Genomic DNA, 23,438 nt, shown 5'->3' on the forward strand with positions numbered 1-23,438 from the left:
TTGTAAAAGGAACTTCTCCCTTCATCTTGAAGTATGTACACATGAAGAGGGGTGAGCGGATGAAAACATCAACAACCGTGCAAACAAAAGACCGTATTATGGATGCTGCCATCAGACTTTTTAACCAAAAAGGATTTTCTGGAACCTCTGTCCGTGAGATTGCGAAGGAAGCAAACGTCAACGTTGCCCACATTTCTTATTACTTTCAAGGAAAAGGAGGGCTGCTTGAGCAGCTCGTATCCGATTTTTATGAAGGCTACATTCACATGATTGAATCACATCTCCATCACATGGAAACCCGTCACGCAAAAGAATGCTTACTACATGTGGTTTTTGATATTTTATCTTATCAGCACAAGCACCGTCAATTAACCCGTTTTGTTTATCGGGAGGTGACGATTGATTCGACACTCATCAGAGAAATCATGTCGACATATTTAACAAAAGAAAAGTATTTGTTTCAGCTTATCATTGAAAAAGGAAAAAGCACTCATGTTATTTGTGAGCAGCTTTCACTCGCATCCTTTATGATTCAGCTGAAATCACTTCTCATGATGCCATATTTACAGCCGCAATATTTAACAGAGGTGCTTTATTTGAACCCAAGTGAGCCGTATTTCTATCAAATGTACTTTAAGGAGCTAAGCCGCTCGCTTCATTATTTGTTAGAACCAAAAGAGCCGGCATTAGATTCTCATCTGAACCTCATGATGTCCTCGAATTGATCATACGCATATCCGAGATCTTCCGCTTGATGGGCATCAGAGCCGAATATGAGCGGAATTTTTTTCTTTTTGGCAAGGTCAATCATCCATGGATCTAAATAGATACTTCTGGCATATGTTTTACGAAGTCCTGATGTATTAAAATCTAAGGACATGCCTTTTTTTGCCGTTTCTTCAAGGCAAAGGGTGACCTTTTGACAAAGTTCAGGTGACATTTCATATGGAAAAAGCTGTTTGAATTTCTGGACAAGGGTGATATGACCGATTCTCTTTGGCTTATATTGGCCTAAAGATGATAGAATAGAAGAATGAATTTGGTCATAGTAGCTTTGGTAGACCTGTTCGATGCTGCCATAGATGCTTATTAGCTGCTGAAAGGCATGCTCGTCAAAATCAAGGCAAATATAATCATCGCCAGCAGGAAGAAAGTGAACAGATAAAATGGCGTCGTCTAGCTCTGGACCGTAGCAGTCTAAAAAGGTTCTTGTTTCCTCTTCATACTCTTTGATATAGTCAACCTCAAGCCCAGTTTTTACTATTAATTGCCCTTTGTATTCTTGTTTCAGCTGAGCCAGTTTTGTTATATACGCTTCAAGGTCTTGGAGCTTCATGGCACTATCCTGCTCAGGTGTTGGATCTTGGAACGATGGAGGCAGCGGGGCATGCTCGGTAAAGGTTATGGAATCAAATCCCTTTTTGATGGCTTTTTCAATATAAGAATGAAAAGAATCAAGCGAACCGTGCGGGCAAAACGGTGTATGTAGATGTGCATCTTGTTTCAGCATGTCGTCACCTCTTGTCGATATTTTGAAAAACGTGATGTTTATCAGCGAAAATAATGAAAAATCATGACCAAAAATGCTGGTTACATGGTATCATAATAACAATGAAAACGACAGCTTCCGCATACATAAAAGCAGGTCACATTGATACGTGTGATCAAATGATAGAAAGCGCACAAATACTTTCTTGAAAAAACATACATAAAACCGTGAATGGATGGTATTGGAAAACTTACGATCCTGCTTATAAAAAACAAATGCAAAGCGGACACGAAAGGGTTCTCAGGTCTACTCGGGACACTTTTACCCTGACATCACTTAGATCACAACAAGGGGGCTCATTATGGAGTTAATCATCGGTTTAATTGTCATTTTGCTTGCTTTGTTTTCAGTCGGTTATTTCCTGCGAAAAAATATATATAAAGAGATTGACCGATTGGAAGCATGGAAAATTGAAATTTTAAACAGATCAATTGTAGAAGAAATTTCAAAAATCAAACATTTAAAAATGACCGGAGAAACAGAGCAATTTTTTGAAAGATGGCGTGCAGAGTGGGACGATATCGTCACAGCCCATCTTCCAAAGGTAGAGGAGCTATTATATGATGCAGAAGAGTATTCTGATAAATATCGATTCTCCAAAGCCAAGCAGGTTCTTACGCACATTGAGGACTTGCTGAGTGCTGCTGATTCGAACATTGAAGACATTTTAAAAGAGATTGCAGACCTTGTCACAAGCGAGGAGCAAAATCGCAAGGACATTGAAAAGGTCAAAGAACAATATCAAACAGTTCGAAAAAATCTGCTTGCGTACAGCCATTTATACGGCACCCTTTATGACAAAATGGAGCAGGACTTAGATGAGGCCTGGGAAGGGATCAAGCAGTACGAGGAAGAGACAGAAAACGGAAACTACATGAAAGCAAGAAAGATTTTGCTTGAGCAAGACCGCAGACTCGATCAGCTTCAACTGTATATCAATGATGTACCGAAGCTCATTGCAGACTGCAAACAAACCGTACCAGGCCAGCTGACGAAGCTGAAAGACGGATATAAAGAAATGACAGACAAAGGCTACAAGCTCGAGCACATCCAGATCACTAAAGAGCTTGAGAGCTTAAACAAACAGCTGACCCGTGCGGAAAAACTGCTGATTGATGAACTCAATCTGGATGAAGCATCAAGTATTCTCCAAATGATTGATGATGCAATTCAGACGCTGTATGATCAGCTGGAAGCGGAAGTAGAAGCAGGGCAGGAAATCAAAAGCAAAATGCCTGAGCTGACGGAAGCATTTGAAAAGCTCGAGCAGGATCATACCCAAACAAAGGCAGAAACAGCTCTTGTAAAAGAAAGCTACAAACTGACAGCCGGAGAGCTTGATCAACAGAAGGCGTTCGAAAAACGCTTAGAAGAAATTGAAAAGCTCATGAAACAAATTCGAGAGAAGCTTGATCGTGACCATGTCGCATATTCATTATTAATGGATGAAATCAATCAGCTTGAGACCTTTATCGATGATGCAAAAGCATTGCATGATACGTTTAAAGATCACCTTCAATCATTAAGAAAAGAAGAGCTGCAAGCGAGAGAAACACTGGCTGAGCTCAAAACGATGCTGACAGATACAGTGCGTCAGCTGCAAAAAAGCAATATTCCAGGTGTACCTGCTGACATGAAAGAGCAGGCTGAAAAAGCGCAGGAGATGATTCAGCAAGTGCACGAGCAGCTTGAAAACCTGCCGCTCAACATGCCAGCCGTGAATGAGCAATTAAAAGAAGCCTCTGACACAGTGAGACATGTTGTGAATGAGACGGAAGAAATGCTCACTAAAGTGGATCAAATTGAACGAATCATTCAATACGGTAATCGTTTTAGAAGCCAAAATCATATTCTTTCAGAACAATTAAAAGAGGCAGAGCGAAGATTTTATGCGTATGACTATAACGGTTCATTTGATGTAGCAGCAGCAGCTGTTGAAAAAGCATCACCTGGATCTGTCCAAAAGCTTTTAGCTCAGCAAGACAAACAATATCAGCACCAATAAAAAAAGCTGAAGTCCTGTAAATGGACTTCAGCTTTTTCTGTTAAGATGCTTGTTTCTCCCGCTTTTGGGAGGCAGAAGAAGTGAAAAGAGAAAGAACAAACCCAATGACTACTCCGAAAATAGCAGGAACAACCCAGCCAATGCCGAGGTCATATAAAGGTAAGATTGTTTGAAAGAGATTCTCTATTGGACCAATCGGGAGTTTCGCTGCTACTAAGCCGTCAAACAAACTGACGCAACCAGTTAAAATCAAAGTAAGGACATAAACAGGTCTTCTTTGACCAAGCCATTTATCTGCCAGCGACAAAACAATGATGACAATCGCTAGCGGATAGATGGCAGTTAACACTGGTACAGAGAAAGCGATAATATGAGCAAGTCCAAAATTTGAAATGATAAAACTGAATAATGTCACGAGTGTAACGACCATTTTATAAGAAAGTTTAGGTAATAAATTCGAGAAATACTCTCCACATGATGTAACAAGACCGATACTTGTCGTTAAACAAGCCACCGTAATTGCAGCGCCTAACACGATATTTCCTAAGCTGCCAAATAAGAATTGAGAAGACTGCGCCAAGATTTTACTGCCATCTCCAACAAACCCAATGGCGTGAGTACTTGAAGCGCCTAAATAAGCAAGTGATAGATAAACAAATGTTAATCCGCAAGCTGCAATCAGACCCGCTTTGATACAAGCAGAAGTCAGCGCCTTTTTACTTGTCACACCGCGTCCTTTAATGGCGTTGATGACAACGACTCCAAACACAATAGAAGCAAGAGCGTCCATTGTTTTATAGCCCTCTAGAAATCCTTTGAAAAATGACCCGTTGCTGTAAGAGACATCAGGTGTGCCAATGACGCCCATCGGCGTTAGAATGGCTTTGACAATAATAATAAAAATAATCGTAAATTTAATCGGTGTTAACACTTTTCCTACACGATCCACAATCTTCGTTGGATTTAGAGCAAGATAATAAGTTATACCAAAAAAGACAAGTGTGAATACAAGAAGTGAAAGCCAAGCTGGTACACCTGCTAAAAAGGGTAATGCACCAATTTCATATGAAACCGTTCCTGTACGAGGAATAGCGAAAAGAGGCCCGATAGATAAATATAAAATGACAGTAAACGCTGTTCCAAAAGCCGGGTGGGCTTTATCAGCTAATCCTTTCGCATCTCGACCTGTTAAAGCGATCGCAATAATCCCTAGAAGAGGTAAACCGACGCCTGTTAATAAAAATCCGCCCATTGCTTTCCACACATTTTGCCCAGCATATTGCCCAAGTTCTGGTGGATAAATCATATTACCGGCGCCGAAAAATAGAGCAAACAGCATAAAACCTATGATAATCGTATCTTTCGTCGACAAAGTTGCCTTCATTGCATTTAAAGCCTCCATTGTTATGTTGAAATATTCTGTTAATTAGTTGCTAAGTAACCGTTCATCATTAACATTCACTAATTATAAAGGATGTACGCCTGATGTCAACATGTGTTTTCGTACAAAAGTCATGAATTTTTCTATTTTAGTATATGAAGAACAATAAAAAAACATCCCCTTCCACAGAAGAAGAGGATGTTTTGGTTCACGATAACTAGGAGGCGAGCTCTTTCGTCGGACTGGTAAACATCGAAATAAGTAAACCAATCACAGCACCGAGAATAGCTGGTACAATCCAGCCAATCCCTAAATCGTAAAACGGAACGATTGAACCTAAGATCTTAGGTAAGCCGCCTAGATTGACTTCGGCTGCTAATAATCCATCAATGATGGCAAAGAAACCAGTAAAGATGAGAGATACGATATAAATGAGTCTTCTACCGTTAATCCAGCGGTCAAGGAATGACAATAAAATAATGACAATGGCCAATGGATAGATGGTCACAAGTACTGGAACAGATAGAGAAATAATTTGTGCCAATCCAAGGTTTGCAACCAGTGTACTAAATAAAGAAACAATTAGAACGACTGTACGATAAGAAAAGCTAGGGAAAAGCTTTGAAAAATATTCCCCACAAGAAGAAATAAGTCCAACACTCGTCGTTAAACAAGCAAATAAAATGGCTGCGCCAAGTACAATATTACCAGCAGAACCGAATAAAAAGTTGGCAGAAAGTGAAAGAAGCTTGCCGCCGTCATTTGCTCCAACCATTCCCGTTGCATCGGTACTTGAAGCACCCACATAGGCAAGTGAAATGTACACGAGTGCCAGTCCAATAGCAGCCACGACTCCTGCTTTAATACAAGCTGCAGCAAGAGATTTACGCTCCGTAATGCCTCTGTCTTTAACAGCTGTTACCACGACGATCCCAAAAACGATAGAAGCAAGAGCATCCATTGTTTTATAGCCTTCTAAAAAGCCAGTGAAGAGCGGGTTTGCTTTATATGTTGCATCAGGAGCACCGATCATTCCCATTGGCGTAGCAATGGCTTTAATGACAATAATGGCAATAACTGTTAATAAGATCGGAGTTAAAATTTTACCAATTCGATCAACCAGCTTTGAAGGATTTAACGCGAGCAGATATGAAATGGCGAAAAACACAACGGTAAAGATGAATAGCGGTACCCATGAAGTAGATTGTGCACTTGACAGGAAAGGAGCTAATCCTATCTCATACGAAACCGTACCTGTTCTCGGAATAGCGAAAAAAGGTCCAATGGACAAATACAGAATGACGGTGAAAATGGTGCCAAATTTAGGATGAGCTTTATCAGCAAGGCCTTTTGCACCGGTACCTGTCAGTGCGACTGCAATTACCCCTAGAAGCGGAAGACCTACTCCTGTGAGTAAAAATCCACCGATGGCGAGCCATACATTCTCACCTGCATATTGTCCAAGAACAGGTGGGAAAATCATATTTCCTGCGCCAAAGAATAATGCAAAAAGCATTAGACCAATGGCTATCGTCTCTTTTATACTTAAACTATTTTTCAAAATAGTCCCTCCTCAATCTCAACAGTGTAGTGTGTCAAGTTAAAATATTCTGACAATTTAAATGTTTATGTGACAATTGCACTATGGATGATATAGTGAAAATGAAAAGTTGTCAACTGCCATTTTCAGAAAATTCTCTGTCTGACTTTATTATGGTAACATATAATTGCATTTATTTTTAAGCTTTTTGTAAGGAGTTACATTTATGATCTATCTTGATAATAGTGCAACAACCAAGCCTTATCCTGAGGTTTTACAAGTATATCAGCAAGTGAGTGAGCGTTATTTTGGAAATCCATCTTCGCTTCATCAGCTCGGAATAGATGCAAGCCGGCTGTTAAATGAAACGAGAAAACAAATGCTTCACTACACGGGCTTAAAACAATATGAGATTATTTTTACTTCTGGTGCTACAGAAGCGAATAACATTGCCATTAAAGGAGCAGCACTTGCCAAAATGAATCGTGGCAAGCACATTGTGACGACAGCAATTGAGCATCCTTCTGTCATTGAATCGTTTGAACAGCTGAAGGTGTTATTTGGCTTTGACATCTCCTATATTCAAGTAAATGAGCATGGCCATGCAGATATGACGCATTTAAAAGAAGTGCTTCGCCCTGATACAGTGCTTGTCAGCATGATGCACGTCAATAACGAAACGGGTGCCATCCAGCCAATTGAAGAAGCTGCTGGCATCATTCGTGAGCATGCCGAAAACGCGCTTTTTCATGTCGACGGGGTGCAGGGAATGTGCAAAGTAGCACTTAATAAACAGCTGGATGTAGATCTTTTGACGATGTCAGGTCATAAAATTCATGGATTAAAAGGCACAGGAGCACTCTTTTTAAAGAAAGATGTCATTCTCACCCCTTTCATTACAGGCGGAGAGCAGGAATTAGGGCTTCGTTCAGGTACTGAAAACCCTGCTGGAGCTGTCAGCTTGGCAAAAGCCATGAAACAATCATTTGAACAGCTTGACAAGCATCATGATGAGATGCTGAACTTAAAAACGCAGCTGCAAAAACAGCTTGGAGACATAGAAGGTATTGTGATGAACACACCGAGGGTGCAAAGTGCGCCGCACATTGTGAATTTTTCAGTGCCGGGTATTCAAATTGAAGTCCTTCTCCATATGCTTGAAAAAGAAGGCATATATGTTTCTACAACCTCTGCCTGCTCAGCAAAGAAAAAAGAGCCAAGCCGTGTACTGCTGGCGATGGGAAAACCAGAGGAAGTGGCCAAAAGCAGTATGAGAATCAGCTTGACGTATGGACAAGGACCAGAGCTTGCATCGCAAATCATCACATCGATCACACAAAGTGTGAAAAAATTAAAAGGAATGAGATAACAGCATGAAATATGATCATATTTTAGTCCGTTTTGGTGAGATCTCAACAAAAGGGAAGAATAGAAAGAAATTCATTGAAAAACTAAGACAGCACATTCGGTTCGTCTTAAAGGATTTTGAAGCATTGAAGTATGCATCTGATAGAGACCGTATCACGATTATGCTGAACGGAGAAGACCCTGAACCGATTTCTGAACAGCTCAAAAGTGTATTTGGCATTCAGAGCTTTAGTCTTGCGGTTAAATGTGAGACGAATCTAGATGCGATTAAAGATGCGGCACTAACAGCGGTACAGGAAGTGTATGAACAAGGGAATTCATTTAAAGTCTCAACGAAACGTTCTTATAAACAATTTGAACTTGATTCAAATGAAATGAACCGCGAAATTGGCGGACATGTTCTAAGGAATACGGAAAATTTAACGGTCAATGTGAAACAGCCGGATGTGCATTTACGCATCGAAATCAGAGAGCAAGCCACGTATATTACATTTAAAGATGTCAAAGGCGCAGGCGGCCTGCCGGTTGGTTCTAGCGGAAGAGCAATGCTCATGCTTTCAGGCGGCTTTGACAGCCCAGTTGCCGGCTATCAAGCAATGAAACGCGGAATTGAAATTGAAGCTGTGCATTTCTTTAGCCCGCCGTATACAAGTGAACGTGCCAAACAAAAGGTCATTGATCTTGCAGAATGCCTAGCAGCATATGGAGGCGAAGTGAAGCTTCACATCGTGCCTTTTACAAAAATTCAAGAGCTGATCCACAAACAAGTACCTGAAAACTATACGATGACATCAACAAGACGAATGATGCTGAAAATAGCTGACAAAATAAGAGAAAAGCGTGATGCCCTTGCGATTATTACTGGTGAAAGCCTTGGGCAAGTGGCAAGTCAGACACTTGAAAGCATGTATGCCATTAATCATGTGACTAATACACCAATCATCCGCCCGCTCATAGCTGTCGATAAAAATGACATTATTGATGAAGCAAGAAGAATTGGCACATACGATACAAGCATTCAGCCTTTCGAGGATTGCTGTACGATCTTTACGCCGCCGTCCCCTAAAACAAAACCAAAGCTTGAGAAGGTAGAACGCTACGAAAGCTTTGCTGATTTCGAGCCGATGCTGGACGAGGCAGTAGAGCAAATTGAAACGATTATTGTGACAAATGAAAAGAAAACGGCAGATGAATTCGCTGATTTATTCTAAAACGAAAATTTCATAATAATTACCATAAAATCAATCGCATGAAGTCATGTGTTTCTACACATTCTATATTCACAAGGAGGTGAGAACACATGGCTCAACAAAACAGACAAAGCAGTTCTAACCAATTACTAGTACCAGGCGCTGCACAAGCTATCGACCAAATGAAGTACGAAATCGCTTCTGAATTTGGTGTAAACCTTGGTGCAGAAACAACATCTCGCGCTAACGGATCAGTTGGTGGAGAAATCACTAAGCGTCTTGTATCTTACGCTCAACAACATATGGGTGGCGGTTCTTTCTAAGACACACAATTTAAAAGCTATGGCTTATGAGCGGGATGATTCCCGCTCTTTTCTTTTTGTACATATAAATAGTTAGAATATTTTTAAAAAAGGAGACGGATTTAAAAAATTATGGCATAATACTAGGAGTAGGTCCTAATTCAAGCATTTTTCAGTTATGAGTGTTAGAATAGGTAAATTGAAACATGTTTCGTTTCATAAGAAAGAGGCTAAAAGGAGCTGTACCATGAAAAGAGAAGACTTAATTGCACCAGAACAATATAACTTAGTCAGTGAGATTGAAGCGTTCAGTCATGATCAGGAGAAAATGGCCCTGCACTGGCAGGACGGAAATGGCTACGAAGCGCATGTGACATATGCAGCATTAGTGGAAGAGGCAAATAAAATTGGACATGTTTTATTAAATGCAGGCTTCAAAAAAGGCGATAAAATCATTGTGATGGTGCCGCGCATGCTCGAGGCATACAGCATTTATTTAGCGATTTTGAAAACAGGAATGGTCGTGATTCCTTGTTCTGAAATGCTGCGTGCGAAAGATTTAGATTACCGAATTGAACACGCAGAAGCAAAGGGAGCGATCGTTTATTCTTCATTCATTCAATCGTTCGACGGAACCAAACAGCCGAACGATTTTAAAACATTCTCAATCGGTGAAAACGATCATGGCTGGACAAACATTCTAGCGAAAAAGGAAGAGCAATCAAACGAACTTGAATTGGCAGATACAAAACGCACAGACATGGCGTTTTTATCCTATACATCAGGTACAACAGGGAACCCAAAAGGGGTTGTTCATACACACGGATGGGCGTATGCACATTTACGCACAGCTGCCAAAGCATGGCTCTCCATTAATGAAGGAGATAAAGTATGGGCGACAGCAGGACCAGGCTGGCAAAAATGGGTGTGGAGTCCCCTCTTATCTGTGTTAGGAAGTGGAGCAGAAGGCTTTGTATATGGAGGAAAATTCAATCCAAATACATACTTAGAGCTGCTTCAAAAAAATGAAATCAATGTCCTATGCTGTACACCGACAGAATATCGCTTTATGGCAAAAGTAGATGATTTGAGTCAGTACGCGCTGCCGAAGCTGCATAGTGCTGTTTCTGCGGGAGAACCGCTGAACCGTGAAGTCATTGATACATTCAAAAAGCATTTTGATATAGAAGTACGAGACGGCTATGGCCAAACTGAAAGCACACTGCTTGTAGGGGTGCTAAAAGGAATGGATATCAAGCCAGGAAGTATGGGGAAACCAACTCCTGGAAATGAAGTAGATATCATTGATGAGGACGGAAACGTCTGCCCACCTGGAGAGATTGGTGACATTGCGGTTCATCTCGAAACACCGGCTCTATTTAAGGAATACTATAAAGACGAAGAGCGTACAAAGGCGCAGCGCCGAGGCAATTACTTTATTACGGGTGACCGCGCGAAAAAAGACGAAGATGGGTACTTCTGGTTTGAAAGCCGCAGAGATGACATCATTGTCAGCTCAGGCTATACGATTGGACCGTTTGAAGTAGAGGATGCGCTGATCAAGCATCCAGCAGTGAAGGAATGTGCAGTTGTGGCGAGCCCAGATGAAATCAGAGGATCAATCGTGAAAGCATACGTCGTCCTTCGTGATGGAACTGCGCAAAGTGATGAACTGATCAAAGAGCTGCAAACACATGTGAAAAACACAACAGCACCGTACAAATACCCAAGAGAAATCGAATTCATTGACGAACTGCCAAAAACACCGTCAGCGAAAATTCGCCGTGTAGAGCTGAGAGAAAGAGAGCTTGCACGAAAAAGTAAATAATGAAAAAATGAGAAGCGTTTGGATGGAAGCATCCAGCGCTTTTTTTGTACGGAAAATTAAATTTGTTGAAAGCAGGCAAGGTGCTTTATGTTAAAATATGTAGGAATTTCTGAAAAAGGAGAATGTTAGTAGATGTCCATTGCGATCATTCATGGAATTGTGCTTGCCTTTGGTCTCATTTTACCTTTGGGCGCACAAAATGTATTTGTATTTCAACAAGGGGCGCTGCAGCCTCGTTTATATCGAGCAATGCCTGTTGTCATCACGGCTGCTCTTTGTGACACACTTTTAATTATTTTAGCTGTCGTAGGTGTTTCTGTTGTGGTGTTTACCATTCCAGTGCTGCAAATTGGTCTTTATATCGTTGGTTTTTGTTTTTTAGTTTATATGGGATGGTCCGTATGGAACACAAGCTCATCATCAGGTGATCAAGAGAAGCAGAAATTAATGCCTGCAAGAAAACAAATTGTATTTGCTTGTTCCGTTTCTCTTTTAAATCCCCACGCGATTCTCGATACGATTGGTGTCATTGGGACAAATTCGCTGCAATATAGCGGCGCAGAAAAGCTGGCGTTCACACTTGCCTGTATCATCGTGTCCTGGTTATGGTTTATTGGGCTTGCCCTTTTAGGGAAGATGTTAGGGAAGTTAGATACAAACGGCAAATGGATGAACCGTATCAATAAGGCTTCGGCGGTCATGATCTGGCTGGTTGCGTTATACATTGCATATCAATTGATTGTGTAAAGGTACAAGAAGAGTTTGGACGAAATGATCCAGCGCTTTTTTGTGTGTTGGAAGTACAATAACCCAATCCTGCATGAGCATAGTGCTCATGCTTTTTTTAGGTCATTTTTTAAAAATCGTTTGATTTAATAGACGGAGAGCTTGTACGATATCATCCATTTGTTCTATATCTGAGGGAGATAGGCTATCTATTAGCATCCTTTCGATATGCTGGAAGGCTTCGTTCATACAGGCCCGGCCTTTGTCAGAAAGTATAATGACATGCTTTCGTTTGTCATTACGGTCTTCTTCTCTAGCAATGAATTGTTTTTCTTGCAGCTTTTTCAGTTCTCTGCTGACATTTGGAAGAGACATATGCTGGCAGTCTGCGATGTCACTAGGGGTAAGCGGTTCGCTGACCGCTAGCTGCTCTAAAATTAAATATTGTAAGGGTGTTAATTCTGGTGGTTTGACTTTGCTCATCGTATTATGTTTTAACTCTGAAAAAGTAGAAGCAAATGAGACGAATTCCTTGAAGAAATGTGGATGTTGCATGATGATCACCTCCTACGTAACATATCAAATTTATTATCAAAAAACAATTATCATTTGACAACCAATTGGGTGCGGTGTATCATTTTGTTATCAAATGATAACTAAAGGAGAAAAATATGAATGTACTCATTATTTATACTCACCCTCATCACAATAGTTTAAATGGTGCTTTTATTAAAGAAATTGTTAGACGCAGCGAAGAAAATCCAATCGTTGAAGAAGTGAAAATCATCGATTTATATCAAGAAAAATTTGATCCTGTACTTGTTTTTAATGAAGAGAAAAAGAGACGTGATATGCATAAAGATCCTGACATTCGCGAGTATCAGGATAAGATCAAGTGGGCGGATAAAATCGTGTTCGTTTATCCCATTTGGTGGGGGCGACCGCCAGCTATGCTGCTTGGCTTTATTGACCGCATGTTTGCTGCGAATTTCGCTTATCGTCAAGCAGGTGGTCTGCTGCCAGAAGGATTATTAAAAGGGAAAAGTGCCGTTTGTGTATCGACAATGCAAGGACCAACCAACTACCCTTTGTTCTTTTTACAAAATGCGCACAAGATGTTAATGAAACGAGCTCTCTTGCAATATGTCGGAATCAAACCTGTGAAGTTCTTTGAGTTTGGGATGATGGAAAGTCCAAAAGGGAAGCATGACATCAAATTAAAGCGCACATACAACTATTTCAGAAACATCAGCTCTTAATATATTTTGATAAGTCACTTTTCTTCTAATTTGATCCTGTTCTGTTTTAAAATGACATTGAGGCGGGGTCACTTATCCTCGTCATTTGAAAGGGGGATATGGATGAAGAAAACATTGTTTAAAGATGCAGCACTCTTAACACTGGATCCATCTTTAGGTTTTCTTGAAAAGGGAGATTTATTAATTGAAGGGAAACACATTTTAGAAGTTGGACCTTCAATTGAAGTAAGTGATGCAGACATTGTGGATGCATCTGATATGGTCATCATGCCAGGTCTTGTAGATACACATCGGCATGTGTGGCAGTCTGTCATCCGAGGCATAGGGACAGATTGGTCTTTGCAGACATATTTAAGCAAAATCTATTATGGCAACTATGGAGCAATGAGACGCCCATCCGACGATCGAATCGCCAATTATTTAGGGGCATTAGAGGCTTTAGATGCAGGTGTGACCACGTTTTTAGATTGGACGATGATCAATTCAATGGATCATACAGAAGAGCTCATTGGAGGATTAAAAGATGCGGGTATACGAGCTGTTTTTGCTTTTGGTTCCTCTGGAGATGCTGAATATTGGGATAGAGAGAGTACGCTCACCAATATGGAGGACGCAGCACGTGTGAAAAAAGCGCATTTTCAATCATCAGATCAGCTTTTAACAATGGGACTTGCGATTCGTGGTCCAGAGTTTTCTTCATGGGAGACGTCGGTATTTGAAATTGAAACAGCCCGGTCTCTAGATGCTCTATGTAGTATGCACATCGGCTTTGGAAATTGGGGAGCGGAGGATCGATCGATTGAGCGGCTTCACAAAGCAGGGCTGCTCGGACCGGATTTGAACATGGTGCATATTAACGCAATCGATGCGGATCAAATGAAGATGCTGGCAGACAGCGGAAGCTCCATCTCCATTACCCCTGAAATTGAAATGATGATGGGTCACGGTTATCCTGTCACAGGACTTGCGATTGAACAAGGTGTTCTTCCAACGCTCGGTGTAGACGTAGTGACAGCGACAGGTGGAGATTTGTTTGCTCAAATGAAATTCGGGCTTCAGGCAGAGCGCGCGATCCAAAATCAATCGTTGTTAATGGATGGGATCATGCCGGGACCTGAACTTGGGCTGTCAGCTCATCAAATGCTTGAGGCTGCGACGATCAATGGTGCTTGTGCATTACAGCTTGATCATAAAATTGGGTCGCTTACACCTGGGAAAGAAGCTGATTTTATTCTGATCGATCGGACAAGCATGAATCTTCTTCCGATGACAGATCCAGCTGGAGCGATTGTCCAAACGGCACATCCTTCAAATGTTGATTCTGTTTATGTGGCTGGAAAAGCAGTGAAACAGAACGGAAAGCTTGTCGGTGTGAACCTAGAAGAGGTCAAACGAAAAGCTTATGCGGCAAGAGACCATATTTTATCACACAAGTTTGAATCGACACCTTCGTAAATAAAATAACCCCATAGGCGATGCCTATGGGGAATTGATTACAAGGATTCTTTAATGACTTTTTTATAATATTGGACAGATAGGAATCCGAAGATAGAATAGAGGGCAGTGTAAATCGACATAACGATAAGCATTGGAGTCCACAATTCTCCGCCGAATAAAAACCAGCCTGATTGTACAGCAAAGTAGCTGTGCAGCAATCCGACGATGAGCGGAATCCCAAAGTTAAACAGCTGTTTAAGCCTGATACCTTTTAATAGGTCCTTCTCAGTAAAACCAAGCTTGCGCAAGATCGTGTAGGAGCTTTGTTCCTCTTCACTTTCATTCATTTGTTTAAAGTATAAAATACAGCCAGATGTGACAAGGAAGCTAAGGCCTAAAAACCCGACCACAAACATCATTAGTCCTATTGTTTGTTTTTGCTGCTGAGCTGAAGCTAGTTGAGACATGCTGTTGTCACCTAGTTTTAAAGATGTAAACACGCTATTTGCTTGTTCAAGATTTTTATCATCTTTTATATTGACTGCGATATATTGGTTATTCTCAAGCTGTAGCTTTGGATCTTTCTGTTGATCGAGCTGCTCAAAAACATTTTGACTCACGACGGCAACAGGCAGACCGCCAAAAGTGAAGTTGTAAGAAATGAGGTAATCTTTCTTCATATCTATGACTTTCAAATCAAGCTGTTTCTTAATGAGAAGCTTCACATCGCCTGAGCTTTGAATCGGCATGAATTTTTTTAATAGATCACTGTAGCCGCTTAAAATAACTTCGTTGTTCTCCACATGAATATTTGGTGCGTTTTTCTCACTGATCACAGGCAGTGTCAATACGCCTGGATCATTCTTCATATTTTTCAACTCTGAATCCACTATTTTTTTCGCATCAAATTTCGCTTGAATCACTTTGACCTGCTTTTGATCATAAGCAATATGTTTGTCAGAAAGTGCACGAGTGAAGGTTGCTGCTTCTTTTTCTGAGCCTATGACGAAATGAGCTGGAATTTGCTGTTCAGCGGTTTTTTCTGCTGAGTAATAGGAAATGTAGCTAAGGGCCAGCAAACCGATGGCAAGTGCAGATACGGTTGTAATAATCGTTAAAAGCAGTGCATTTGATTTTAGCCGGAACATAATGGATGACAGAGACAGGACTTCATGAATGGCGAGATAGCCATTTTTTCTTTTACGTACGATATTGGCAATGAAAGAAACAGAGCCCTTATAAAAAAGAAAGGTACCGATGATGACAGAGGCTAGAATATAAATCATGGCTAAAAGTAACTCAAGCATGGATGTATATGAGCCGGTAAAAAGCTTAGAAGAAATATAATAGCCTGAACTGATCAAGACAATACCGAAAACTCCAATGATGATTTCAAACACAGAGATTTTTTTCACACGCTGTTCTGTCGAAGACGTTGTTCTAAACAAAGATAAAATCGTCTGTTTATTAATAAAGCGTCTATTTCTCAGCATAATCAATCCATAGATGATGAAAAAGACAATGAGTGTTTGCAGAAGGGCCATGCCTGAAAAATGCAGATTGGCGATGGCATTAACACCAGTCACTTTAAATAACACCATCAGCATCAGCTTTGAACCGATAAAGCCGGCAATGATGCCGATAGTCATGGCTGTCATGTATAGAATAAAGTTCTCTGCATTGAGCAGTCTGGAAATTTTTTGTTTCGTCATACCAATGAGCTGCAGGAGACCTATTTCTTTTCCTCTGCGCTTAATAAAAATGCTATTCGCATATAGCAGGAAAATACCGACGATGGCTATAAGCAGAACTGAAGCGGCTTTAATCGAAGCACCGCCTTTAATGGAGCCTTTTACATCATCAAGTGCTGGTGAGTACTGCAAGGTGACAAAGGAAAAATAGAGCGCCACACTAAACACGAGAGCAAACACATATAAATAGTAATTCTTCAAATTTTTCTTCAGGTTACGGAAGATGAGCTGATTAATGTTCATGCTTCACACCGCCTAAGACACCTTGCGTTTTCATAATATCCTCGAAAAACATTTTTCTTTCTAAAGCGCCTTTATTCAACTGTGTATAAATCTGTCCATCCTTGATAAAAATGACGCGGCTTGAATAGCTGGCTGCGACAGGATCATGTGTCACCATCACAATGGTCGCTTTTCGTTTGCGATTGAAATCTTGCAGTTTGTTGAGCAGGTCAGATGCCGATTTGGAATCAAGTGCCCCTGTAGGTTCATCAGCGAAAATAAGACTTGGTTCATGAATGAAGGCACGAACCGCCGATGTCCGCTGCTTTTGTCCGCCAGAGAGTTCGTTCGGGTATTTGTCTCTTAGTTCATAAATCCCCATGTCTTCTGCAAGCTGTTGAAAACGTTCAAAAGCTTCTTTTTTTGGCGTTTTGGAGATGGATAAAGGCAAAAGGATGTTTTCTTTGACTGTGAGTGTATCAAGTAAATTATAATCTTGAAAAACAAAGCCAAGCTGCTTTTTTCTAAATTCCGCAAGCTGCTGATCCTTCATTTGCGTCATCTCAGCATCTGCAATACGAATAGATCCGCTGGACACATGATCGATAGACGACAATACGTTCAGAAGAGTTGTTTTCCCCGAGCCTGATGGGCCCATGATACTGACAAATTCCCCGGCTTCAATGGTCAAATCAATACCGCTCAACACCTCTTGTTTATTGAATTTATTTCCGTAGCTTTTATAAATTTTACGAGCTTCTAAAATGTTCATTTGCTGAACCCCTTTTTCTTTTAATTGATAACTCTAGTATAAAAAGAAGCCTGCCAGACGTCCTTCGATTTGGCGAACAAAACAGACGAGCATGTGACATTGTTGTCACATGCTCGCAATATGAACAAAATCATTTTTTTTCGGAAAGGTGAAGGTGAAGGTTGTACCTTGATCTATCGTGGAGTTGACCTCGATCGTGATATGAAGAGCGTCAGCTCCTTTTTTCGTTAAATAGAGTCCCATTCCTGTAGAGGCGGTGTCATTGTGATGTCTTGTCGAGGTAAAGCCCTTTTCAAAAATACGAGAGATGTCTCTTGGATCAATGCCTCTGCCTTGATCTGTGATCATCAGCATGACTTGGTCATTTATTTGCATGCTTTCAATGACAATATCAGATGAGTGGCTGTATTTGACTGCATTTGTGAGTACCTGTCTGATCATAAAGGATAACCATTTTATATCACTTAATACGGTACGTTCCTCCAGCGCCAGCTCAAAGCCGATTCCTTTTTGCATGCACCATGATTGGAGCGCTTTGATTTCCTTTGCGATGATGCTTTGCAGGTCCAGCTTTTCAATAAATAAATCATTTTCGATATGACGTACTCTGCTTTGGTGCAGCTGGGCATCAAGTAATAAATGTATTCTGAGCCACTCGTACGTCATATTTGATTTCAGCGGCTGATCTGTTAATCGGTCAATCATTAAGCGCATCGCTGTAAGCGGTGTTTTGACCTCGTGTATCCAAGAGAGCAATTCATCTTTTTCTTCTTCAAGAGCGATTTTCTGCTCTGCTGCCATCTGCCGGTAGCGTGCAATTTGCTCTGACGTCGCATCATGTATGAGCTGCTCAAATGGGGAAGAGGGGGTTAGCCTCATTTGATGCTCAATGTCATCATCCCATTCTTTCAGCCTCTCGTAATAAGCCGTTTCTTTTCGGTATCGGAAAAAGAGAAAGACAATCATGAGAAACGTAGACAATAGCACAATATAAAAAAGAGAAGCGATTGGAATAGTCGTATCCAAATAAGCAACAAATAGAATGAGGAGCTGCAAACTAAGAAAGAAAAGAATCCAGCTTCTTCGTTCTTTTAAAAATGCTTGCAGCATCATTGATCATCCTTTTCTTTTGCAAGATAGCCTTGACCCACTTTTGTCTCAATGAATGCGCCAAGGGAGATCTCGTCTAGTTTTTTTCTGAGCCGGTTGACGTTTACAGTCAGTGTATTGTCACTGACAAATCGTTCATCCTCCCACAATGCTTGAATGAGTGATTCCCGGCTGACGATATGATTTTTATGCTGAATCAATTCCTTGAGAATAAATAATTCATTTTTTGTTAATTCAACCTCGCCGTGATCATTTGTTACGGTGTTTTTTTCTAGGTCGATGGCAGCACCGCACCACACCTTTAGGCTGGCCGGCTCTGCATTATAATCATGCACGCGGCGAAGAACAGCACTAATTTTGGCAATGAGCACGTCAAAGTGGAAGGGCTTTTGTACAAAATCATCGGCTCCGAGCTGCATCGACATGACCATATCAGCAGGGTGATCTCTTGAGGAAAGGAAGATGATTGGAACATTTGAATGATGCCGAATCATCCGACACCAGTGAAAGCCATCGTATTTTGGCAGCTGTATATCAATAATGACGAGATCAGGCTGGACAGATGTAAATTCCTGCAGAACCTGGTTAAAATCGTGAATCCCATAGACATCATAGGACCAGTTGACTAGACGTTCTTTGATTTCTTGGAAGAGGGTTGTATCATCTTCAATCAGTAAAATTTTAAACAAAATCAGCACCACACTTTTTGTATTCGCTTGTATGTCATTGTAGCGGAAAAAAAGCGCTGCCGCTAGAAGTAGACAAGAAAAAAGCAAGGGAAGAGATCCCTTGCTTCAGCTTATTTACCTAAAAAGTGCTTTTTAAAGAATGAGAGTTGGTATTCAAGTGTGATCGGGTCATTAAAATAGAATTCTTCTGCATTGGCCTCATACACACGATGTTTTTTGACAGCTGGGATGGACTTGTAAATTTCACTGTTTTGATAAGAATTGTCCATTTCGCTGTTTTTACTAATGATCATATAGTCACCAGCAAATTCAGGGATGACCTCCTGCGAAACCGCGTAGTAGCCGGCTTTTAATGCTTTTTCTTTCACTTTCTCAGGCATTTTCAGTTTCATTGCTTGATAGAGAATTTCTGTTCCACGGCCCCATGCATCTCCAAAGACGTAGAGCTCTTTTGTGCCACTTTCAAAGACAGAAACTGTTGCGTCTTTACCGATTTTTGCTTTGATTTCTTTTCCAGCTTCATCTGCACGTTTTTTGAAATCTTTTACCCAAGCTTTTGCTTCTTTTTCTTTGTTTAAAACTTTTCCAATTTCAATGTGCTGCTGAAGGTAATCCACTTTGTTATACGTAAACAAAACGGTTGGTGCGATTTTTTTGAGTTTTTCTACATTTTTAGTATTGCTTAAGCCAATGATGACATCAGGCTTTAGCTTCATGATTTTCTCTACATTCGCATCCGATACTTCTTCCACATCTTTTAATTCCTTTTGGAAGCGCGGATTCTTTTTGGACCAAGAGTCAACGCCGACAAGGTTCACACCAAGTGACATGACATTCCCTGTGTAAGAACCAAGAACAACAACACGTTTTGGATGCGCTGGCAGCTTTACAGGGCCATTTTCAGATTGATATGTAATTTTGTCTGATGATGTTGATTGATTTCCTTTATTTGAGGAAGAGCTGCTGCTATTGCCACATGCGCTCAATGCAAGTACGAAGATGAGCATCAGAGGAAACAATATTTTCTTCATGAATGTAGACTCCTTTGAAATCGGCACATAAGCCGGATATTGGTTGTATTAGTGATAATGATAATTATTATCACTTGGATATCATATCATAGGACTGTGGGCTGTTGTCAATGACATTTTGATAGCTGGTAATAAAAAATAAAGGGGGATTTTCGATAAAAAAAAGATCAAGGCAGCATGTGTCCTGATCTTTTTTCTTATTTAAACCAGCCTTTTTCTTTTGAGCGGGTAATGGCCTCGATGCGGTTTTTCACTTCTAGCTTATCTAAAATAATGGAAATGTAGTTCCGGACAGTGCCGCTTTTAATGCTGAGTTCTTTTGCAATTTCTTTTGTGTTTTTACCGTCTGCGACGAGTTCAAGAACCGATTTCTCTCGCTCTGTTAAAGGGTTTTCGTCACTATATAAGTCTTCCATCAATTCAGGGGCATACACCTTTTTCCCTTTCATCACACTGCGAATCGCACTTGCGAGTTCCTCGCTGGGGCTGTCTTTCAGCATATAGCCGCTGACGCCAGCTTTTAACGCTCTTTGGAAATAACCAGAGCGGGCAAAGGTCGTCAAAATGATGATTTTCACATCAGATCCTTTGAGCTCTTCCGCTGCATCCAGTCCGGATTTTCCCGGCATTTCAATATCCATTAAGCAAATATCAACAGGGTGTGTTTTGGCAAAATTGATGGCATCTTGGCCATTCGTCCCTTTCCCAACAACCGTCATATCGTCTTCTAAATCGAGAAGTGAACCGAGTGCACCAAGCAGCATTTGCTGATCTTCTGCGATAAAGATGTTGATCATTTCATTACCTCCTTTTCTTTTGCTGCTGAGTCATTTGGAATGGTCATAATGAGCTTTGTCCCATCCTTTGTCTCAATACGCAGACGGCCATTTGCAAATTCCAATCTTTCTCTTATTCCTAAAAGGCCGTGTCCCTTCGTTTGAGAGGATGGATAGTCTTCTTTAAATGTTCCGTCATCCTCAACGGTGATGATCGCTTCCTTTGATTTTTGGTGAATGGTGATTTTACAAACCGTTGCGCCACTATGTTTGACGACATTCGTCACCGCCTCTTTGATGCACATGCTCACAATATTTTCGTTCAGAAGTGAGATGTGTTTCGGTGCTTCTTTTTCATCATAGATCAATTCAATTCCAGCTGCTTCGAGAATTTGCTCAATGTTTGATATTTCATCTTTGATTCGAATGCCCTTCATGGAGGAAACAATCTTCCGCACTTCATTGAGAGACGTTCTGGCGGTCTGCTGAACGCTTTTGAGTTCGGCACGAGCCTGTTCAGGATCTTTATACACGAGTTTACGGGCAAGATCACTTTTTAAACCGATCAAAGAAAGCTTTTGTCCAAGGGTGTCATGCAGGTCGCGTGCAATGCGCTGCCTTTCTTCAAGCTTCACAAGATCAGCAATTCGTTCATTGGCATATTCTAATTTCTCCTCAAGCCGTTCACGTTCCTTCCTGCTCCGAATGCTGAGAGGAAGAAGAATGGCACTAATCAGGGTGATGACAACAAAAGGAATTTGTGTGAGAAACCAGCCCTTTTTTAAGATCAAACTAAAGTTCACTGCCACGGCGGCACTCGCCAGATGGATATAGTACAAGATATAAAAGGGGACTTTTCGTTTGATATGTCCGTTAAAATAGGCGATGCAAAAAGCGAAATAAATATAGCTGTAGAGCATCACATAACCAGTTGAAATACCGATCAATAAAAGGCCGAAGACATATAATGACCAGCCTTTTGCGACAAAGGCAAAACGATACACAGCGAAAAAGACGACGTTCAAAATAATCCCGATCACAATGCCTAAAGTCGAAGGCGTCTTAAAGATAAAATAGAAGGGCAGGATGAAAAAAATGGCCCAAATATAAGGGGAAATCCCATGCAATTTTTGAATTTTAAACTGTTTTTTCATCCGTGTGCCACCTTTTTCATTCTTTTTCCTTACTTTATCAAATTCAACATGCGGCTGCATCCTGTAAATGATAACAAGCTCCTTCTAGTGTAAGAAAGAGCTTGAACCAATTATGCATTTTTCTTCAGAATGTCTCCTTTGATAACAGGGACGTTCATCTTCTTAGATTGCCTTGCCTCTTTGAAGGTAACGAATGCTTTCGTTTCTTCATCCCACAATCTAAATTTCATGGATTCAATACTTGTTTTCAATGTAATGGTTGGGACATTTTGCAGCGGTTCACTTTGCTCATGGGCATGCTCTAAATGATAATTCGGTACTCTTGGGCTTAAATGATGGACATGATGGTAACCAATATTACCTGTTAACCATTGAAGAAGCTTTGGTAATTTGTAAAAAGAGCTTCCTTCAACAGCTGCCTGCACATAGTTCCAATGTTCATCTGCTTCAAAGTAAGAATCCTCAAACGTATGCTGTACGTAAAACAACCATACACCGATAGATCCTGAGATCAGGAAGATCGGACCTTGGACAAGCAGGAATTCCTGCCAGCCAAAAAGAAGACATGTTGCGGCAGCTAACGCAATGATGCTCACGTTTGTGAAATACGTGTTCCAACGCTCTTTTTTACGAGCATTTTTGACGTTGAAACGGTTTTTTAAGAGAAAGACAAAGATCGGTCCTAAAATAAACATCACAAAAGGGTTACGATAAAATCTGTAGCGAAATTTCGTCCATGCTGATGCTTCTTGATATTCTTTGACTGTTAGGAGCCAAATGTCGCCAGTACCTCGTTTGTCTAAATTACTGCTTGTGGCATGGTGAATTGAATGATCTCGTTGCCATTGAAGATAAGGGAAAAGGGTGAGTACGCCCGTTAAAAAGCCGAACAGGTGATTTAGCGGCTTCTGTTTAAAAAAGGATTGATGGCAGCAGTCGTGAAAAATAATAAAGACACGTACTAAAAACCCAGCTGCAATAACCGCAAAGAAGAGGGTTAAAAGGTAGGAGATATTCAGGCTATAATAGGCAAGAAACCAAAGCCCTAAAAATGGAATGAATGTATTAAAGAGTTGAATGATACTTTTTTTCGAATCAGCACCAGAGAATTGACCCACTTGTTTTCTTAAAGTGGCTTGCTGCTTTGTGTTTGTTGAAGTCGTCATGAACGTTCAAGTCCTTTCCGTTTCTTTCTACTTCCAAGTATAGAAGGAAAGGTGTCATGCTCATAGTAGCACCCATCATGTATTCAATATGACATTTGTCATGTTTGTCATCAAAAAGACTGATTGGATCACGGTTTGTGCGTTTATTTCATCATCAATAAAAAAGTAAAGGCGCTGGGCCT

General features: G+C 40.7%; 21 protein-coding genes. 9 read left to right on the forward strand and 12 right to left on the reverse strand.

All coding sequences use genetic code 11. The features are described from left to right. Positions 1–59: 59 nt before the first annotated feature. On the forward strand, positions 60–725 hold the full coding sequence (refZ, locus tag V6Z54_RS12850) for a forespore capture DNA-binding protein RefZ (protein WP_024426169.1): 666 nt from the start codon (positions 60–62) through the stop codon (positions 723–725). On the opposite strand, the gene hisJ is transcribed toward refZ, so the two are convergent. After that, positions 695–1,510: a histidinol-phosphatase HisJ gene (hisJ, locus tag V6Z54_RS12855; protein WP_338527390.1), complete on the reverse strand. Its 816-nt coding sequence runs from the start codon at positions 1,508–1,510 to the stop codon at positions 695–697. The two genes, refZ and hisJ, sit on opposite strands and share 31 nt — an antisense overlap. 340 nt (positions 1,511–1,850) lie before the next feature. On the opposite strand from hisJ, the gene ezrA reads away from it, so the two are divergent. Continuing rightward, the gene (ezrA, locus tag V6Z54_RS12860; RefSeq protein WP_041086646.1) at positions 1,851–3,554 is read left to right on the forward strand and encodes a septation ring formation regulator EzrA; all 1,704 of its coding nucleotides are present in this window, start codon (positions 1,851–1,853) and stop codon (positions 3,552–3,554) included. Positions 3,555–3,594: 40 nt separating this feature from the next. Here ezrA and brnQ (V6Z54_RS12865) read toward each other — a convergent pair whose 3' ends face one another. After that, positions 3,595–4,938, reverse strand: coding sequence for a branched-chain amino acid transport system II carrier protein (gene brnQ, locus V6Z54_RS12865; protein WP_041086644.1), 1,344 nt, complete (start codon positions 4,936–4,938; stop codon positions 3,595–3,597). 214 nt (positions 4,939–5,152) lie between these two features. Beyond that, positions 5,153–6,496: a branched-chain amino acid transport system II carrier protein gene (brnQ, locus tag V6Z54_RS12870; RefSeq protein WP_338527391.1), complete on the reverse strand. Its 1,344-nt coding sequence runs from the start codon at positions 6,494–6,496 to the stop codon at positions 5,153–5,155. A gap of 205 nt (positions 6,497–6,701) precedes the next feature. Here brnQ (V6Z54_RS12870) and V6Z54_RS12875 point away from each other — a divergent pair, with 205 nt between their 5' ends. The 5 genes from V6Z54_RS12875 to V6Z54_RS12895 all read left to right on the forward strand — a co-directional run bounded on the left by V6Z54_RS12875 (position 6,702) and on the right by V6Z54_RS12895 (position 11,910). Then, on the forward strand, positions 6,702–7,844 hold the full coding sequence (locus V6Z54_RS12875; RefSeq protein ID WP_338527392.1) for a cysteine desulfurase family protein: 1,143 nt from the start codon (positions 6,702–6,704) through the stop codon (positions 7,842–7,844). A gap of 4 nt (positions 7,845–7,848) precedes the next feature. Next, positions 7,849–9,054 carry a tRNA uracil 4-sulfurtransferase ThiI gene (thiI, locus tag V6Z54_RS12880; protein WP_338527393.1) on the forward strand — a complete coding sequence of 402 codons (1,206 nt, stop codon included), beginning with the start codon at positions 7,849–7,851 and terminating at the stop codon, positions 9,052–9,054. A gap of 89 nt (positions 9,055–9,143) precedes the next feature. Next, a complete protein-coding gene (locus V6Z54_RS12885; protein ID WP_024424829.1) occupies positions 9,144–9,356 on the forward strand; it encodes an alpha/beta-type small acid-soluble spore protein in 213 nt (70 codons plus the stop codon). Between the two features lie 226 nt (positions 9,357–9,582). Beyond that, entirely contained in the window at positions 9,583–11,163 is a 1,581-nt protein-coding gene (locus tag V6Z54_RS12890; protein WP_338527394.1) for an acyl--CoA ligase, read from the forward strand. 132 nt (positions 11,164–11,295) lie between these two features. Continuing rightward, a complete protein-coding gene (locus V6Z54_RS12895) occupies positions 11,296–11,910 on the forward strand; it encodes a LysE/ArgO family amino acid transporter (protein ID WP_041086634.1) in 615 nt (204 codons plus the stop codon). 102 nt (positions 11,911–12,012) lie between these two features. Here V6Z54_RS12895 and V6Z54_RS12900 read toward each other — a convergent pair whose 3' ends face one another. Next, a complete protein-coding gene (locus tag V6Z54_RS12900; protein ID WP_338527395.1) occupies positions 12,013–12,444 on the reverse strand; it encodes a MarR family transcriptional regulator in 432 nt (143 codons plus the stop codon). Between the two features lie 116 nt (positions 12,445–12,560). On the opposite strand from V6Z54_RS12900, the gene V6Z54_RS12905 reads away from it, so the two are divergent. Both V6Z54_RS12905 and V6Z54_RS12910 read left to right on the forward strand, forming a co-directional pair. Next, a complete protein-coding gene (locus V6Z54_RS12905) occupies positions 12,561–13,148 on the forward strand; it encodes an NAD(P)H-dependent oxidoreductase (protein ID WP_338527396.1) in 588 nt (195 codons plus the stop codon). Between the two features lie 102 nt (positions 13,149–13,250). Beyond that, complete coding sequence (locus V6Z54_RS12910) at positions 13,251–14,603, forward strand: amidohydrolase family protein (protein ID WP_269103180.1); 1,353 nt, start codon at positions 13,251–13,253, stop codon at positions 14,601–14,603. A gap of 38 nt (positions 14,604–14,641) precedes the next feature. Here V6Z54_RS12910 and V6Z54_RS12915 read toward each other — a convergent pair whose 3' ends face one another. The 8 genes from V6Z54_RS12915 to V6Z54_RS12950 form a co-directional block, all read right to left on the reverse strand. After that, entirely contained in the window at positions 14,642–16,579 is a 1,938-nt protein-coding gene (locus V6Z54_RS12915; RefSeq protein WP_269103181.1) for an ABC transporter permease, read from the reverse strand. Next, positions 16,569–17,330 carry an ABC transporter ATP-binding protein gene (locus V6Z54_RS12920; RefSeq protein WP_024426158.1) on the reverse strand — a complete coding sequence of 254 codons (762 nt, stop codon included), beginning with the start codon at positions 17,328–17,330 and terminating at the stop codon, positions 16,569–16,571. Before V6Z54_RS12920 ends, V6Z54_RS12915 begins: the two co-directional genes overlap by 11 nt. Before the next feature lie 105 nt (positions 17,331–17,435). Further along, a complete protein-coding gene (locus V6Z54_RS12925; protein ID WP_041086622.1) occupies positions 17,436–18,440 on the reverse strand; it encodes a sensor histidine kinase in 1,005 nt (334 codons plus the stop codon). After that, positions 18,440–19,129 carry a response regulator transcription factor gene (locus tag V6Z54_RS12930; protein ID WP_041086891.1) on the reverse strand — a complete coding sequence of 230 codons (690 nt, stop codon included), beginning with the start codon at positions 19,127–19,129 and terminating at the stop codon, positions 18,440–18,442. Before V6Z54_RS12930 ends, V6Z54_RS12925 begins: the two co-directional genes overlap by 1 nt. Positions 19,130–19,239: 110 nt before the next feature. Next, positions 19,240–20,160, reverse strand: a complete 921-nt coding sequence (locus tag V6Z54_RS12935) for an iron-hydroxamate ABC transporter substrate-binding protein (protein WP_041086620.1) — start codon at positions 20,158–20,160, stop codon at positions 19,240–19,242. A gap of 197 nt (positions 20,161–20,357) precedes the next feature. Further along, positions 20,358–20,957, reverse strand: a complete 600-nt coding sequence (locus tag V6Z54_RS12940; RefSeq protein ID WP_041086618.1) for a response regulator transcription factor — start codon at positions 20,955–20,957, stop codon at positions 20,358–20,360. Beyond that, the gene (locus V6Z54_RS12945) at positions 20,954–22,090 is read right to left on the reverse strand and encodes a sensor histidine kinase (RefSeq protein WP_338527397.1); all 1,137 of its coding nucleotides are present in this window, start codon (positions 22,088–22,090) and stop codon (positions 20,954–20,956) included. The genes V6Z54_RS12940 and V6Z54_RS12945 overlap by 4 nt, the downstream gene beginning before the upstream one ends. A gap of 110 nt (positions 22,091–22,200) precedes the next feature. Further along, positions 22,201–23,256: a fatty acid desaturase gene (locus V6Z54_RS12950; RefSeq protein ID WP_041086616.1), complete on the reverse strand. Its 1,056-nt coding sequence runs from the start codon at positions 23,254–23,256 to the stop codon at positions 22,201–22,203. Positions 23,257–23,438: the final 182 nt, after the last annotated feature.

This window comes from Bacillus sp. MAG717A (genome assembly GCF_036884855.1).
In the GTDB taxonomy this organism is placed as follows: domain Bacteria; phylum Bacillota; class Bacilli; order Bacillales; family Bacillaceae; genus Bacillus; species Bacillus safensis.